This window comes from Rhodoferax lacus (assembly GCF_003415675.1).
Taxonomy (GTDB): Bacteria; Pseudomonadota; Gammaproteobacteria; order Burkholderiales; family Burkholderiaceae_C; genus Allorhodoferax; species Allorhodoferax lacus.
Window position 1 is genome coordinate 145,510 of the sequence record NZ_QFZK01000003.1, and the last position, 14,800, is coordinate 160,309.

Here is a 14,800-nt window from a genome sequence, read left to right on the forward strand (position 1 = left end):
GCGTGTTGAAAGGCAGGGGGACTGTTGAAGCTGGTGCATGCCTTTTGGATGTCGGTGGGCATGCACGCTGCGGGTTTTGCCCTGGTGCACTATGCGCAGGCCAGTCTGGACAACGCTGGCCTGGCCCAGCCGCCGGTGTCCAGCCTGCAAGCCCGCCTGTTTACCTATGAAGCAGGGCAGGGCCAGCGCAGCCTGGCCACGGCAGACCCGGACCCCGGCGCAGTGCAGGCCGAGCCTGTGGCTGTGCCCGCCGTGGCCCCATTGCCGACCTTGCAGGCCGCAGCTGCGGCGCCCGCGCCCCTTGCAACGGAGCGGGTCTACAGCGACTCGGAGCTGGACGCCTCACCCACCGTGGTGTCTTCGGTAACACTGGAATATCCGCTGGCTGCCAACAACCGCGAAGGCACAGTGACGCTGGCCATCGTGGTGGCCGGCAACGGCACGGTGGAAGACGTGAGCGTTGTCAGCGCTGTGCCGCCTGGCTTCTTTGAGGCCGCTGCCATTGCGGGTTTCAAACAAGCCCAATTCAGCCCGGGCCTGTTGGGTGGCTTGGGCGTGAAGAGCCGCCTGGTGGTGCAGGTGGAGTTCATGCCCATGAACCGGGGCGGCAGCGTGGCGGGGCAACGCTAGGCCGCAGCCAAGCCTGGGCTATTGGCCCAGTGAAGTGACGTTTTGCATGGCCTTCTTGAGGGCCTCAAAGCAGTCCGCATCCAGCGCCGTGCCCACCGTCTTTTGCATCATGTCCAATGTCTGGTCCACCGGCACCGCGCCACGGTAGGGGCGCTCGGCGGTGATGGCATCAAAAATATCGGCGGTGGTGATGATGCGGGTCTCCATGGCGATGTCAGCGGCCTGCAGCCCATGCGGGTAGCCACCTCCATCGAGCCGCTCGTGGTGCGCACCGGCAATGCGCGCGAGTTCGCTGAAGGCGCCAATGCGCGACAGGATGGATTCGGTCAGGGCGGCGTGGCCGCGCACTTCGGCCCACTCGGCCTCATCGAGTTTGCCGGCCTTGTCCAACACGCTGTTGCTCACGCCCAGCTTGCCCACATCGTGCAGCAAGGCGCCGCGCTTGAGCCAGCGCCTGCGTGCCGGGTCCAGCCCCAGGGTTTCGCCAATCAGGTCGGTGTAGAGCGCCACGCGTGTGCTGTGGCCGCTGGTGTAGGGGCTCTTGGAGTCCACCACCTGGCCAAAGGCGGTGGCAATGTCGTCCAGGTAGTCGTCGTCCAGCGGCACCTCGTACTGGCTGGGCTCCAGCGCCTGCACAGCCTGGTCGATGGTGTCGGACTGCAGGGTGCGCCAGAACCCTTCCTGCGCGTCCAGGCGCTGCAGGGCGGCCACCAGGGCCGGGTCAAACCACTGGCCGCTGCGGTTGGCGGCCTCGGCCAAGGCAGCCTCCTTGTTGCCGCCGGTGTAGAACACATCCACCACCTGGGCCAGCAGGGCGATGCGTGCGTACACCGGGATGTCTGTGCCCGCCACACCACCGGGCTTGCCCTGGCCGTTCCAGTGTTCGTCCAGGTTGTAGATGCCCTGCGCAATGCCTTCGGAAAAACGCAGCAGGCGCGCAATTTCGGCGCCGCGCTGGCAGCGGGTCTGGACCAGTTGGCGTGAAATCTCGGTGCCGTTTTTGAGGATGTTGAGCACGCCCTTGAAGCGCTCAGCCAGACCCGCCTTCAGACCCGTGTGCTGCAACACAAAACGCACCACCTGCGAGAGGTTGTCACCCACCTGCTTGAAGTCGTGCTTGAAGCTCAGGTCATCGGTCATGTAGAGCTCGCAGATGCGTGCGGCATTGCTGCTGCAGCCCAGGTCCTTGAGCAGCAAGGTGTAGTACAGCTCCCAGAGCTGCTGCTCCTGCAGGCCGATCTCGCGGCCTATGTGCATGCCGATCCAGCAGCAGCGCACACAGTGGCCCACGGGCTGACCCTCGGTTACATCCAGCGCGTGGCTCAGGGCGCTGATCAGCTCTGATAGTTTGAGGCCACCGGCTTGGGTGGTGAAGTGGATCAGCGGTTTTTGCATGGGCATGACCTGTATCGTTGGCTTGAATCTACCACCGGATAGCCCCTGCCAAGTGCAGTGCGGCTTCACCAATGTGGTGCGGAAGTTGCTTGTCCTTCAACATCTCAACACGCGTTGGACCTCGTGTGAGAACCATAAGGACGGTTGCATGCTGAAGAAGGTATCGGGGTGGTTGGGCAAGCTGAGTGTGGGACAGAAGCTGACGCTGATTTATCTGCTGGATCTGACGGCGGTGATCTATGTGTCCAGCATCCTGATTCAGGAAAAATACCTGGCCATCGACTTCGCCCGCAAGGAAATTGTGGGCGCCAGCTATACCGATGCGGTGCGCCTCAATCTGCTCAGTGTGTTCATGGACTCACCGCCCATGCCAACCGCCGCGGCTCAGGCCGAACTGCAAAAGGCGCGTGAGGAAAGTGATGTGAACTTTCGCACCGGCAACCTGGCGCAGCGCTTTGTGAGTGCACTGGGCAGCAGCCGCACCGAAGCCCAGAAGGCCACCACCCTGACCCTGGGGCGCGACCTGCTGACCACGGTGGGCAACCAGTCCAACCTGATCCTCGACCCGGACCTGGACAGCTACTACGTGATGTCGCTATCCATCCTGCGCTTTCCCGAACTGCTGCAGGTGCTGCATGAAACCCGGCAGTTCATGCAGAGCCGCGTCTGGAAGTCCAATGCCCAGGCCCAGGCGGCACAGCAGCTCACCCTGGTGGGGCGTCTGGATGTGGTGCTGCAGGGGCTGGAGTCGGACTACGAGCAGGTGGCGCTGGCCGGCACGCCGCAGCTCAATGCAGCGCTGCATGACACGCGCCAGCGCCTGCTGGAACAAGGGCGCTTTTTTCAGCAAGCGGTCAAGGACTCGGTGGAAAGTGAGCCCACCTTCAGCCAGTCAGCGCATCTGGATGCGGCTTACCAAAGCACGGTCTTGGCGCTGGACCAGTCGTGGGATGTTTGCATTGTCGAACTCAAGGGCCTGCTGCAGCGCCGGGTGGAGGGGCTGTTCACGCGCATGTGGATCCATCTGGGCACGGCGCTGGTTTTGCTGTGCGGCATCCTGAGCCTGGTCTATCTGGTGGCCAGCCAGATTGCCAGGCCGCTGCAAAGCCTGGCCCGTGTGGCAGACCTGGTGCGCCGCTCCACCGATTACACGCACCGTGCCAGCTGGCACAGCAAGGACGAGATTGGCCAGCTCTACACCGCCTTCAACGGCATGCTGGCCCAGTTGGACCAGGACCGCCTGACCCAGCAGGAGCTGATCGCCAATGCCCGCGCTTCGGCCGCGCAGATGGAGCTGGTGGAGGCCCTGCCCATTCCCGTGCTGGTCACATCCATCCCCGAACATGACGTGCTGCATGCCAACAACCCGGCACTGCCCTGGCTCAACGGCAGCAGCAAGGACCCGTGGCGGGCCGGTCTGGACGCCGGTGCACGCGGCCGCTTTTTTCAGCGCCTGGCCGACTCGGGCGTGGTGGATGAATTCGAGGTGCGCTGGATGGGAACGGCCACGCCTTCCTGGGCTGTGCTGTCAGCCAGACGGCTCAAGTTCCAGGGGCAGGACGCGGTGCTCACCGCCTTCACCCCCATCAACAAGCTCAAGCAGATGGAGCAAAGGCTGGAGCTGTGGGCCAAGGTGTTCGAGGCCTCCAGCGAGAGCATCATCATCATGGACGAGGCGCGCAAGATCATCAGCGTGAACCGCGCCTTCTGCCGCTCCACCGCCTACGATTTCCACGAAGTGGTGGGCGAGGACCTGGCACTGTTGCTGGGCGACGAGGTGGACGCCATCTGGTCGGTGCTCAGGGACAAGGAATCCTGGCAGGGCGAAGTGCATATGCGCCGTTTGAACGGCGGCCTGTACCCGGCCTGGCTGATGATCTCGGCCGTGCACAAGAACGCCACCGCAGGCGAGGTGGTCAACTACATCGGCATCTCGATCGACATCACCGACCGCAAGGCCAAGGAGGAGCGCATCCGCTTCCTGGCCCAGCATGATGTGCTGACCGAACTGCCCAACCGCGCCCTGTGCCACCAACGCCTGAGCGAGGCCATTGCAGAGGCCCAGTTCAGCGGCGAAAAGCTGGCTGTGCTGTTTGTGGACCTGGACCGCTTCAAGCTCATCAACGATACGCTGGGCCACCACATCGGCGACGGACTGCTGCGCACTGTTTCGCGCCGCTTGGTGCAGTCGGTGCGCGCCGAAGACACGGTGTGCCGCCTCGGTGGTGACGAGTTCGTGGTCATCATGCGGCATGTGGCCGGGCGCGAGGAGCTTGACGTCACCGTCAACCAGCGCCTCATTCCAGCCCTGCGCCAGACCACGGTGGTGGAGGGCAACACGCTCAACGTGTCCTGCAGCGTGGGCGTGGCCATGTACCCGGACGATGCCACCGAGCAAAGCGAGCTGCTGCGCCTGGCCGACGCTGCCATGTACGAGGCCAAGTCGGCCGGGCGCGACACCTCGCGCTTCTTTTCGCTGGAGACCAACAACCGCGTCATGGCCCGCCAGGTCATGGAGGCGCAGCTGCGTCAGGCGCTGGACCACCACGAGTTCACGCTGCACTACCAGCCGCGCATCAACGCCAAAACGCGCCAGGTGCAGGGGGCAGAAGCCCTGCTGCGCTGGAGCAACCCGGTGCTCGGCCAGGTGCCGCCGGGGCAGTTCATCCAGTTGGCCGAAGAGACCGGCCTGATCAAGAGCATAGGCCTGTGGGTGCTGCGCGAGGCCTGCCGCCAATGGATGGCGTTTGAGGCCGAGGGCCTGTTCACCGGGCTGGAGCTGTCGGTCAACCTGTCGGCCGCCCAGCTGGCCGATGCCGATCTGGTGGACCAGATCGGCCAGGTGCTGCGCGAGACACACATGCCTGCCAACCGGCTGGAACTGGAGCTGACCGAATCGCACCTGATGGATAACCCCAGCTCGGCGCAGGAGAAGCTGTCGGCCCTCAAACGCCTGGGCGTGAACATCGCCATTGACGACTTTGGCACCGGCTACTCCAGCCTGGCCTACCTCAAGCGTTTCGAGATCGACAAGCTCAAGGTGGACCAGTCGTTTGTGCTGGGCATGCTGGACGACAGCGCCGACGCCGCCATCGTGCATGCCGTCATCGCCCTGGGCCATACGCTGGGCCTGTCGGTGGTGGCCGAGGGCGTAGAGAGCGGACCCATGGCGCAGTCGCTGATTGCGTTGGGCTGCGACGAGCTGCAGGGGTACTGGTTCAGCCGTCCGCTGGCCGTACCCGACTTCGTGCAATGGATCAAGGGGCAGCCCGAGGGGGCGGAGCGCAGAAAGGCGCGCTAAGGCGTGCACCGTACTTGCGGCAGACCGGCATCCTGGGTCCGTCGCTGGTGACCCGTCTGAGCGAGAGGGGCACCGTCGAACGGCAGGTTTTCAAGCGTGCCGCACGCCAGCCATTGGGGGGCGGTGAAGGGCCGCCAGCAGTGCGTCCTGTGCATGCGGCGGCAACACACCCAAGCGCAGGTAGCCTGGCAGATCGAACGAGGTGGTGTCGCGCAGCTTGATCCCCTGTGCGCGCAATTCGGCACACAGGGTTGGGGCGTCGATTTCCAATGCAGGGCGTGCACAAAAAAAGGGGGTGACGCTTGGCTCCACATGCCAGTGCATGGCCTGCAGCAGCCCGACCTGTCGCAACTTCCAGGCACGCAGGGTCTGCAGACTTTGCTGCAACCAGGCCTGGGTGTCGGCTTCTACCCAGGCCAGCAGCATGGCCACACCATGTGCACCTACCGGCCATGACGGTGCCAAGGCCTCAAGTTGCTGCGCCGCCTGCTGCCCATTGAGCGGCGCAATGGCATAGGCTGCGCGCACGCCGGTCAAGCCCAAGGCCTTGTTGGGAGAAAACATCTGCCACAGGCAATCTTGCTGGCTGGCCGTAGCGCGGGATGTGCCCTCCAGTCGCAGCGGCGCGTAGGCGCAGTCGCACACCCGTTGCCCCTTGTGCAAGGGCCATGCGTCAAATGTCTGCCCCAAGGGACTCGACGGGTCGCAGACCCAAACCAGGTCGGCCGTCTCGGGTGTTGACGCCACCTGCAGGCCCCAGCTGCGCGCTGCGTGTGCGTAGTCGCCATAGGCATGCTGCGGCAACCACACACTGCGGCCTCCCTGCTGCACCGTCCAGGCCGTCATGCGAAAGATGAACTCGCTGGCACTTCCGGCCAATACAACACGCCAGCTGTCCACTCCGTGGAATGCGGCCAGTTGCTCGCGCACCGCGGTGTAGCTGGCATCCGGGTAGCGCGTGGCATTGGCGGCCTGCACCGCGGCCATGGCCTGCGGGCAGGGCCCGCAGGAGTTGCTGTTGGTAGAGAAGTCATACAAGGGCACGCCCAGGGCGTCAGGCCCGCCATGGATGCGAGGCGCGGAGGTCATGCGCAGGCCCCAACGGCTGTCCCGATCAGGGCGATGGCTACGATGGCCACCAGGTAGCGCAAGGCCCTCGATGCATAGCCAATGGCGGCTGACACATCGCCGGACTCCACCGCACGCCCTGGCGCATTCAGTGTGTAAACGCCGGGTTTGCACAGTGCCACATTCAGCTTGAGCGCCATGGCCGCCATGGGCCAGCCGCTGTTGGGTGAGGGGGTATGGCGTGCCTCGGTCCCCAGCCGGGCCAACAGCGCCAACCCGGGCCCGCCACGGGCTGCCAGCAACAGCAGCGCCGTGATGCGCGCCGGTACCCAACTGAGCAGGTCGTCGGCCCACGCCGCCCATTTGCCAGCCCATTCCCAGTTCTGCCCTTTGTAGATGCCACGGTAGCCCCACATGGCGTCGGCCGTGTTCGCAAAGCGGTAGACCGCTGCGCCCGGAAGGCCCAAGAGCACAAACCAGAAGATAGGGGCCACCACGGAGTCGTTGAGATTTTCTGCCAGTGACTCGATGGCGCTTTCGCGCACCTGGGTTGCGCTGAGCTGACCCACGTCGCGGCTCACCACCCACGACAGCCGCTCACGGCCGGTGGCTAGCGAACGGCCCAAGGCGTGCTCCACGGCCTGCACTTCGCTCTTCAACATGTTCCAGGCCAGCATGGGCTTGAGCAGCAGGCCCAGCAGCAGGCTGGCGCACCACCAGGGCAGGCCTTGCAGCATCCACACGCATGCGCAGGACATGCCCAGCACGACCAGTGCCAGCGCACACCAGGCGAGTGCCCCAAGCCCACAGGCGGTGTAGTCCGTGTTGTCCACGCGCTGGCTGGCCAGGCGCTGCAGCCCTTGACCCGCCCAGCCCAGTGCGCGCCCCATCCATACCACCGGGTGCAAGCGCACCGGCGGCTCACCCCACCATGTGTCCACGGCCAGCGCCAGCAGCAATGCGACCAGCGCAGACAGGGCCGGCCACTCACTCATGCCGGGCCCGCACCGACCGGCGGCAAGCGCGCAAGCATGCCGCTTTGCAGACGCTCGGGCCGCGCATTGCGGGCCAGGGAACCATCGCCACTGGCGCCATACAGTTGGGCGCAGGCAATCAATTGCTCTGCGGTCTCGGCATCCGCGACCAGATCGCCAAAGTAGTAGGTGAATTTTCCGGGTGCCTGCAAGGCGACGGTGCAGGCACGCGAACAGCCGCTCATGCACGCCAGGCCACGCAGCTGCAGATCCAGGGGCTGCGCACCATCGCCTTCACGCGCCAGCAGTGCGTCCTGCACCGCTTCAAAGAGGGTGAGGCCGTGGGCCGGCAACTCGCGCGACGCACCAGGTGGGCGGCAGGTCGTGCAAACAATCATTTCGGTAGTGGGCATCAGGGTCGTCCGGTTCAAGCAGTTATCGTCGATTCCAAACGGCGCGGAGTTGCCGGTCTGGAGGGCATTCACAGGGTCAGCAGCGGATCAGGGCCTCTGGTTGGCAAGGCAACTGGCCATCACCCGCGCGGCCTGTGCCATGCGGGGCCCGGGCCGCACGATGAGATCGGAATCTGCGACGGCGAACACACACACACGGTGGTCTTTGATGGCGCGTATATGGCTCCAGCCGGGTCGGCCTTCCATGCCCGCATGGTTGCGCTCGCCGACCATGATGAGGTCCGGATTGGCCAGCACCACGTACTCCGGGTTGAGGCGGGGAAAGGGGCCCATCCGGGTGGGCACAATGTTTTTGACGCCCAGCCGGGACAGGGTCTCACCAATAAAGGAAGACTCGCCAGCGGCAAACGGGCCGCGGTTCACTTCAAAGTAGACCCGAACCTTCTTGACGCTGGCCGGCAGGGACTGGGCCGCGGCAGAGACGCCCGCATCGATGGCGCGCCAGACGCGTTGTGCATCTGGCACCTCCAGCAACTGGCCGAGTTTTTCCAGAATGCGACGCACGTCGGCGTGCGTCTTGGTCTCGAAAACCAGCACCGGTATGCCCAGGGCGCGCAGGCGTTCGCTGGCCCGGGAGTTGGGTGCGGCCAGCACCACATCGGGTTTGAGCATCACGATGCCTTCGACGTTGGGGTCCATGCCACCGCCGAGTTGCGGCAGGCTCAGCACGCTCTGCGGAAAGTTGGAGTACCGGTCCACCCCTACCAGCAGATTGCAGCGGTCCAAGGCACACACGGTTTCGGTCAGCGAGGGAAGCAGGCTCACGATGCGCTGCGGCGTCTGGGTGAATGCCACCCGGGTCCCCCGGTCGTCCGTGATCTCCAGAGCCAACGCCGGGGCAACCCATGCCGACAGCATCCACAGGGCGCCGCAGGCCATGGCCCGCACGCAGGAACCCTTCAGCGCGCTCATGAGGGAACGCATGCTACGGTTCTCGGGGCAAACAGATCCGCTGCGGCGTCCGGGCAGGAGGCAAACCAGGCGTGGAAATAGCTGGCCATCACCGATCCCTGCTGCCACACCGCCTCGCCCATATACGACGGGTCCACGCCGTGTGGACGCTGGGTGCGCAACAGGGGCGTCAGCACAGACTCGGTGGTGGAGTAATGGAAGGTGTGGCCGCGCAGGGTGCCGCCTGGCAGCGCCAGTTGCTGAGGACCCAAGCCCGCCAGTCGCTTGTGCATGGTCACCCGGCCGGGCAGCACGCCCCACTGCGCGATCTCCTCGCCGGAGGCTGTGACCAGCGTGTCAAACAGCGCCATCATGCCCCCGCACTCGGCCCACACGGGTTTGCCCGCAGCCACATGCTGCTGCAGGCTGTTTCGCAGCGACCCATTGTCGGCAAGGGTCCGGGCATGCAACTCCGGGTAGCCACCCGGCAGCCACAGCGCATCGCAGTCCGGCAGAGCCGCGTCCTGCAGCGGTGAAAAGAATTTCAACCGGGCACCCAGGTGCTCCAGGCAATCCAGATTGGCGCTGTAGATAAAACAGAACGCCGCATCACGCGCAACGGCTATCGTCACACCCGCCAGGCGCTGCTGATTGGGCAGGCTGTCGCCGCAGGCAGGATCCGCTGGCGGCAGAGCGTTGTCACAGGGCCCGAAGTTCACGCTCCACCGGCCAAGGTCTTGCAGCGTCATCTGGCCCAGGGGCGTGGTGGCCAGTGCGTCGGCCGCAAGGTCCAGTCGCTGCAGGCCGTCGCTGACCTCGCTGGCCACCGTCAGGCCCAGGTGGCGTTCGGGCAGCTTGATGCCTTCATCGCGCATCAAGGCGCCCATCCATTGGGAAGGATTTTTCAGGCTGGTCTTGAGCATCTCGGCATGGCCGGCACTGGCCACGCGGTTGGCCAGAACCCCGGCCCAGGGCAGATCGTCCAGGTAGTGCTGCAGCCCGAAGGCCAGGGCCCCAAACGTTCCAGCCATGGCGGAGGCATCCACCACCGCCAGCACCGGAATGCCCAAGAGCTTGGCCAGGTCCGCAGCACTGGGCGTGCCATCGAAGAGGCCCATCACCCCTTCCACAATGACCAGGTCCGCCTGGGCTGCGGCGGCTGCCAGGCGGTTGCGGCAGTCCTGCTCGCCGGTCATCCACAGATCGAGCTGGTAGACCGGTGAGCCGCTGGCCATGGTGTGCCAAAACGGATCCAGAAAATCCGGCCCGCATTTGAAAACCCGGACCCGGCGGCCCTGGCGCGCATGCAAGCGCGCCAGGGCCGCCGTGACGGTGGTCTTGCCTTGGCCGGAAGCCGGGGCCGCGATCAGGATGGCTGGGCAGATGGATTGCGCCATGTCAGTTGGACCAGACCATGGAGACAAACAGATTGCGCCCTGGCATGCTGTAGCCATTGGCCAACATGTAGGACGTGTCCGTCGCGTTGTTCAGACGCGCCAGGAGTTTGACGTCTTTGCGTACCTTCCAGTCGGCCCCCACATTCAGGGTGGCATAGCCCGGCAGGGTTTCGCGGCCACTGCCAACCACCTTGGCATCTTCCCGCTCGCTGGAGAGGTTGAACTCTGCAAATACGTGGAAGGCATTGATCCGGTGGTTGACGCTGCCCTTCAGCACGTTTTGCGCCACCCGCACCAGGCGCAGGTTGTTGAGCGAGGGCGTGGCGGAGTATGAGCGCGGGTCGGCGTAGTCATAGGACGCGGCATACGTCGTATCCCCGGCGTCGATTTGCGCGCTCAGCGTTGCGCCCTGCAGCACGGCCTTGGAGCTCTGGACGTTGGTTGCCGGATCGATGAAGCCCTGGACCTCGTTGTAGTAGGTGATGGCGGACCACGACAGGTTGGCCGCGTCGTATTTCAGCCCCAGCTCCGAGGCCCGGTTGCGTTGGGGTGTCAATGCGGGATTGCCAGCAAAGCTTGGCGTACTCGGGTAGTACAACTGGTTGAACGTGGGGGCCTGGTAGCTGGTGCCCAGACTGGCCACCGTGCGCAGGCCCTCAGCGACTTTGTAGCCACCGGACAGTGCCCAGTCCACAAAGCTGCCGAACTGGGAGTTCTCATCCTCCCGCAGCACCGCCAACACGTTCCATACGGGTCGATTCCAGGCATAGGACAACATGGTCCCGCTGATATCCCGCTGGGATACCTTGTACGCAGTCGAACTGTCCACCGATTCATTGCGCGCATCCAGAATGGCCGTGAGAACATCGTTGCCGATGTGCAGGCTGTTTTGCCAGCTGACCTGGTTTCTGTGCGTGTTGAATTTGGTGCTGCCGCCAAAAGCACCATCGGAGAGACGGAAATACTCGGTCACCGACTGGTCGTCGGCGGTACCAAGGGACACGGTGGACGTCCAATCAGAAGTCCACTTGGCGTCCCATTTCAAGGCCACATCGTTCAGCACAGGTTTGGACCAGGCGTCCGAGCTGGCCTTGGTCAGACCCAGGGGATTGGGAGACGGTATCGCGTCGAATTGGTAGCTGGTCTGGCTCTGGATGGTGCTGAGTGTCACGGTCTGGTCTGTGTTCAGGCGGGCAATCAACTTGGCATCCCAGCTGAGGCTGTTGAACCCATCGGCATCCGCGTTGAATCCGCTGGAGGCGGGATTGATGTTGGTGCTGATGCCGGTCGCCTTCTCCTGGGTCACACCCAGACCGTAAGAAAAAATTCCAGTGGTCGCGCTCAGGGCCGCAGCAGACTTCAATTGCCCATTGGACCCGGCACCCACGGTGACACTGGCTTGCAGGTCCTGCGTGGGATTCTTGGTGAAGATCTGGATCACGCCGCCCACGGCGTCCGGGCCATAGAGGGCAGAGGCTGCACCACGCAAAATTTCGATATGGTCAATGCGGTCCAGGGGGATGTTTTCAATCGCGGCGGTGCCTTGCGTGGCGGAGCCGATACGAATGCCATCCACCAGCACAATCGATTGGCTGGGAGAGGCGCCTCTGAGGTAGATGCCTGTTGATGAGCGATAGCTGCCGCTGCCAAACCACTGAACTCCGGGTTGCTGGCCCAGCACCTCGCGCAAGGAGGTCTGGCCTGCCCGGTCCAGGGTTTCCCGGTCGATGGTGGTGACATCGGCTGTCACATCGGTGATGGGTGTTTCCACGCGGCTGGCAGTGACAACCACGTCACGCATAGTGGGGTTGGTTTGGGCAAACGTGGCTATGGAACATGCGGTCAGCGAAAGTGCGCTGAGCATGACCTGGCACGCACGGGACGTACGGGTTTTCATGAGAAGGATGCAATTCAACAAAGCCCTCACCGTCTTCCCCGACAGTGCATGGGCGTAAAGAAGGCACATCTGTGACGTGACTCCACCGTATTGGCCGGTATCCGGGCTGGTGGACAGACTTCCATCGCCTTCCCAAATGTCTGTGCAGACACTCAGTGGCCGTGATGGAAGCGGAATACAGGATTCGTCCACTTACCGTTGCGGGGGCAGCTCAGGTTAGGTCGCGCCTTGCGGGGTACAACCCTCCTGATTCCCGTTGAACTGCGGTGTGTGAACCACACCGCGAGCACCAACGGGCGGAAGTGTACGTCAATTCAGGACGGGCTTCGGGCTGGGTCCACTGCGTTCAAAATGCCTGGGCCCTTGCATCTGGAAGGCAGGTGTTTTCATGTGCCGATTCCCTTCGGGTTGGCTGCCGGGCCTGCCCCTTGTCGCCCCGCCCCCGCAGCGCCATACTTTGTCCAACCCTTGAAAGGCTTGCCATGGTCACTGTGGAGTTTGCATCCAGCCTGCGTCGCCACGTGGAGTGTGCGCCGCAGAGCGTGCCTGCGGGCAGCTTGCGTGCCGTATTGGAGGCCGCCTTGTTGGCCGCCCCGGCCTTGGCCCCCTATGTGTTTGACGACCAGCGCGGCATACGCAAGCATGTGGCCGTATTTATCAACCAGACCCTGGTGCTGGACCGCCAGAATCTGGAGCGGCTGCTCCAGCCCGGTGACCGCGTGCTGGTGATACAGGCGCTGACGGGCGGCTAGACCGCAGGCTGCAAGCACCAGCAAAGCAACAACCAAAGCCAAAGCCAAAACCAATTGAACAGAAGCGAAAGGACTGCCCATGCAAACCCTGCTGGTAGCAAGCCGCAAAGGCCTGCTGGTACTGCGCGGCGCGGGCGCCGCCTGGTCCCTCACCGCCCACCATTTTGCCGGCGACCCGGTCACACAGGCCATGACCGACCCGCGCACCGGCCACTGGTACGCCGCCCTGCGCCTGGGCCACTTTGGCGCCAAGCTGCGCAAAAGCACGGACCAGGGCCGCAACTGGTGTGACATCGCCACACCAGCCTTTCCACCCAAGCCGCAGAGCGGCCCGCTGGCCAACGACCCCACGCCCTGGAACGTGGAACTGGTCTGGAGCCTCACACCCGGTGCCGCCACCACACCCGGCACCTTGTGGGTCGGCTGCATGCCCGCGGGCCTGTTCAAGTCGGAAGACGGCGGCCAGAGCTGGGCCCTGTGCCGCGCGCTCTGGGAGGACCCGCGGCGCCTGCAGTGGATGGGTGGTGGCAATGACTACCCCGGCATGCACTCGGTGCTGGTGGATCCGCGTGATCCGCAGCACATCCGCGTGGCTATTTCCTGCGGCGGGGTCTGGCAGACCCGGGACGCCGGTGCCAGTTGGGCGCTGATGGCCGACGGCATGGTGGCCGACTACCTGCCCGCTGGCAGCGCGCAAGACCCCAACACCCAGGACCCGCACCGCATGCTGCAGTGCGCCGCGCACCCCGATGTGCTGTGGGTGCAGCACCACTGCGGCATGTACCGCTCCACCGATGGCGGGCGGCTGTGGACCGGCCTGGTGCCACCCGTTCCCTCGGCCTTTGGTTTTGCCGTGGCCTGCGATCCACAAGACCCGCTGCGGGCCTGGTTCGTGCCGGCCCAGTCGGATACCCACCGCTATCCGGTGGGGGCACGCATGGTGGTCACGCGCACCGATGATGGTGGCAAAAGCTTTACCTTGCTGCACCAGGGCCTGCCCCAGAGCGATGCCTACCACCTGGTCTACCGCCATGGCCTGGAATTGGCCCCGGACCGGCAAACGCTGGCCATGGCGTCCACCACCGGCGGGCTGTGGATCAGCCCGGATGCGGGTGAGCAATGGCACTGCATCTCGCGCGACCTGCCGCCGGTGGCGGCGTTGGCCTGGGAGCGGACGTGACAACCCGGCAGCCTGTGAACTGGGTCGCACTCGGGGCCGGCCTGGTTTCCTTTGGCACCGTGGCCCTGGTGCTGCTGGGCTACGGTGTGTCACTGGCGGTAGAGAGCACCTTTGCCATCCCGCATGCCGCGGTTTTTGAATCGACTTTCGAGCTGATGGACCTGGCCAGCATCGCCATGCTGGAGATGATCCCTGCGCTGACACAAGCACTTGCGGACGGCTCCCTGATCCTGCGTGTCTACCGGTCTTTCGCGCCTTTGCTGGGTGTCATCGTCGGATTGCTGGTGCTGTTGGGCGGCATTGGCTGGTTCTGCGAGCCACCCAGGAAGCCGGACCCACAGGCCACGCCCGCCAGGTCCACCAAGCCAGCGAGCCGTTTGCATTGGGGCCTTACGGCCAGGCACTACCTCATGCGCTACGCGCTGCTGGGTTTGTGGGTTCTGCTTTCGCCGCTGCTGTCGCTTTTGGGTATTTTGGCCACGGTGTTGCTGGCAGCGGTACTGGCCATCGTTCCTGTCATCGGGATGAGCGCGGGCAAGGCCCACATCGAGAAGTGGGTGCTGGGCCCGGCGCAGTGCCGCCCCGTCCAAACGCTGGATGCCCTGCGCCGCAGTACCAGGCTGGCGGCAGACTCCAGTGCGTCCGCTCCCCGGTATGCAGACTGCGTCGCACTCACCAAGGATGCAGCGCGCATCGCCGCTGGCCGGGTGATTTTCTACACCTCCAAGGCGGTGGTGCTGGTGGATGACACGGGAAGGGCCAAGCGGGTTCCTACCGGCGATGTCGTGGTCGAAGTGATTGATGCCCTGTAACCCGCAACGCCAAACCACGCTTGCGATACC

Annotated in this window: 12 protein-coding genes and 1 riboswitch; of the genes, 5 read left to right on the forward strand and 7 right to left on the reverse strand. The window is 64.5% G+C overall.

Annotation, left to right across the window (positions count from 1 at the left end; genetic code table 11):
* Window positions 1–33: 33 nt before the first annotated feature.
* Window positions 34–630 carry an energy transducer TonB gene (locus DIC66_RS06795; RefSeq protein WP_233505830.1) on the forward strand — a complete coding sequence of 199 codons (597 nt, stop codon included), beginning with the start codon at window positions 34–36 and terminating at the stop codon, window positions 628–630.
* Between the two features lie 18 nt (window positions 631–648).
* On the opposite strand, the gene DIC66_RS06800 is transcribed toward DIC66_RS06795, so the two are convergent.
* Window positions 649–2,025: an HD-GYP domain-containing protein gene (locus DIC66_RS06800; protein ID WP_117175885.1), complete on the reverse strand. Its 1,377-nt coding sequence runs from the start codon at window positions 2,023–2,025 to the stop codon at window positions 649–651.
* A 148-nt stretch (window positions 2,026–2,173) separates the two neighbouring features.
* Here DIC66_RS06800 and DIC66_RS06805 point away from each other — a divergent pair, with 148 nt between their 5' ends.
* Window positions 2,174–5,326: a bifunctional diguanylate cyclase/phosphodiesterase gene (locus DIC66_RS06805; protein WP_117175368.1), complete on the forward strand. Its 3,153-nt coding sequence runs from the start codon at window positions 2,174–2,176 to the stop codon at window positions 5,324–5,326.
* A gap of 90 nt (window positions 5,327–5,416) precedes the next feature.
* On the opposite strand, the gene DIC66_RS06810 is transcribed toward DIC66_RS06805, so the two are convergent.
* From DIC66_RS06810 to DIC66_RS06835, 6 genes are all read right to left on the reverse strand, one after another.
* Window positions 5,417–6,415 carry an aminotransferase class I/II-fold pyridoxal phosphate-dependent enzyme gene (locus DIC66_RS06810; RefSeq protein WP_117175370.1) on the reverse strand — a complete coding sequence of 333 codons (999 nt, stop codon included), beginning with the start codon at window positions 6,413–6,415 and terminating at the stop codon, window positions 5,417–5,419.
* Window positions 6,412–7,389: an adenosylcobinamide-phosphate synthase CbiB gene (cbiB, locus tag DIC66_RS06815; protein ID WP_117175372.1), complete on the reverse strand. Its 978-nt coding sequence runs from the start codon at window positions 7,387–7,389 to the stop codon at window positions 6,412–6,414. The genes DIC66_RS06810 and cbiB overlap by 4 nt, the downstream gene beginning before the upstream one ends.
* Window positions 7,386–7,781 (reverse strand): DUF1636 family protein, encoded by a 396-nt coding sequence (locus tag DIC66_RS06820; RefSeq protein ID WP_117175374.1) that lies wholly within the window; start codon window positions 7,779–7,781, stop codon window positions 7,386–7,388. Before DIC66_RS06820 ends, cbiB begins: the two co-directional genes overlap by 4 nt.
* Window positions 7,782–7,868: 87 nt before the next feature.
* Entirely contained in the window at window positions 7,869–8,720 is an 852-nt protein-coding gene (locus DIC66_RS06825; RefSeq protein ID WP_233505831.1) for an ABC transporter substrate-binding protein, read from the reverse strand.
* Between the two features lie 29 nt (window positions 8,721–8,749).
* Entirely contained in the window at window positions 8,750–10,129 is a 1,380-nt protein-coding gene (locus DIC66_RS06830; RefSeq protein WP_117175378.1) for a cobyrinic acid a,c-diamide synthase CobB, read from the reverse strand.
* Between the two features lies 1 nt (window position 10,130).
* Complete coding sequence (locus DIC66_RS06835) at window positions 10,131–11,930, reverse strand: TonB-dependent receptor domain-containing protein (protein ID WP_233505815.1); 1,800 nt, start codon at window positions 11,928–11,930, stop codon at window positions 10,131–10,133.
* Window positions 11,931–12,100: 170 nt separating this feature from the next.
* A riboswitch (cobalamin riboswitch) is annotated at window positions 12,101–12,335 on the reverse strand.
* Window positions 12,336–12,508: 173 nt separating this feature from the next.
* Between DIC66_RS06835 and DIC66_RS06840 the strand changes: the two genes are divergently transcribed.
* The 3 genes from DIC66_RS06840 (at window position 12,509) to DIC66_RS06850 (ending at window position 14,770) form a co-directional block, all read left to right on the forward strand.
* Window positions 12,509–12,778 (forward strand): MoaD/ThiS family protein, encoded by a 270-nt coding sequence (locus DIC66_RS06840; protein ID WP_117175382.1) that lies wholly within the window; start codon window positions 12,509–12,511, stop codon window positions 12,776–12,778.
* Between the two features lie 79 nt (window positions 12,779–12,857).
* A complete protein-coding gene (locus DIC66_RS06845) occupies window positions 12,858–13,958 on the forward strand; it encodes a WD40/YVTN/BNR-like repeat-containing protein (protein WP_117175384.1) in 1,101 nt (366 codons plus the stop codon).
* Entirely contained in the window at window positions 13,955–14,770 is an 816-nt protein-coding gene (locus tag DIC66_RS06850) for a hypothetical protein (protein WP_158558860.1), read from the forward strand. The genes DIC66_RS06845 and DIC66_RS06850 overlap by 4 nt, the downstream gene beginning before the upstream one ends.
* The last annotated feature ends 30 nt before the right edge of the window (window positions 14,771–14,800 follow it).

Excerpts from the sequence above, each read along its gene's own strand:
- DIC66_RS06805 (WP_117175368.1), top strand. The coding sequence starts at position 2,174 with ATGCTGAAGAAGGTATCGGGGTGGTTGGGCAAGCTGAGTGTGGGACAG.
- DIC66_RS06830 (WP_117175378.1), bottom strand. The coding sequence starts at position 10,129 with ATGGCGCAATCCATCTGCCCAGCCATCCTGATCGCGGCCCCGGCTTCC.
- DIC66_RS06810 (WP_117175370.1), bottom strand. The coding sequence starts at position 6,415 with ATGACCTCCGCGCCTCGCATCCATGGCGGGCCTGACGCCCTGGGCGTG.
- DIC66_RS06835 (WP_233505815.1), bottom strand. The coding sequence starts at position 11,930 with ATGCGTGACGTGGTTGTCACTGCCAGCCGCGTGGAAACACCCATCACC.
- DIC66_RS06840 (WP_117175382.1), top strand. The coding sequence starts at position 12,509 with ATGGTCACTGTGGAGTTTGCATCCAGCCTGCGTCGCCACGTGGAGTGT.
- DIC66_RS06845 (WP_117175384.1), top strand. The coding sequence starts at position 12,858 with ATGCAAACCCTGCTGGTAGCAAGCCGCAAAGGCCTGCTGGTACTGCGC.
- DIC66_RS06800 (WP_117175885.1), bottom strand. The coding sequence starts at position 2,025 with ATGCAAAAACCGCTGATCCACTTCACCACCCAAGCCGGTGGCCTCAAA.
- DIC66_RS06820 (WP_117175374.1), bottom strand. The coding sequence starts at position 7,781 with ATGCCCACTACCGAAATGATTGTTTGCACGACCTGCCGCCCACCTGGT.
- cbiB (WP_117175372.1), bottom strand. The coding sequence starts at position 7,389 with ATGAGTGAGTGGCCGGCCCTGTCTGCGCTGGTCGCATTGCTGCTGGCG.
- DIC66_RS06825 (WP_233505831.1), bottom strand. The coding sequence starts at position 8,720 with ATGGCCTGCGGCGCCCTGTGGATGCTGTCGGCATGGGTTGCCCCGGCG.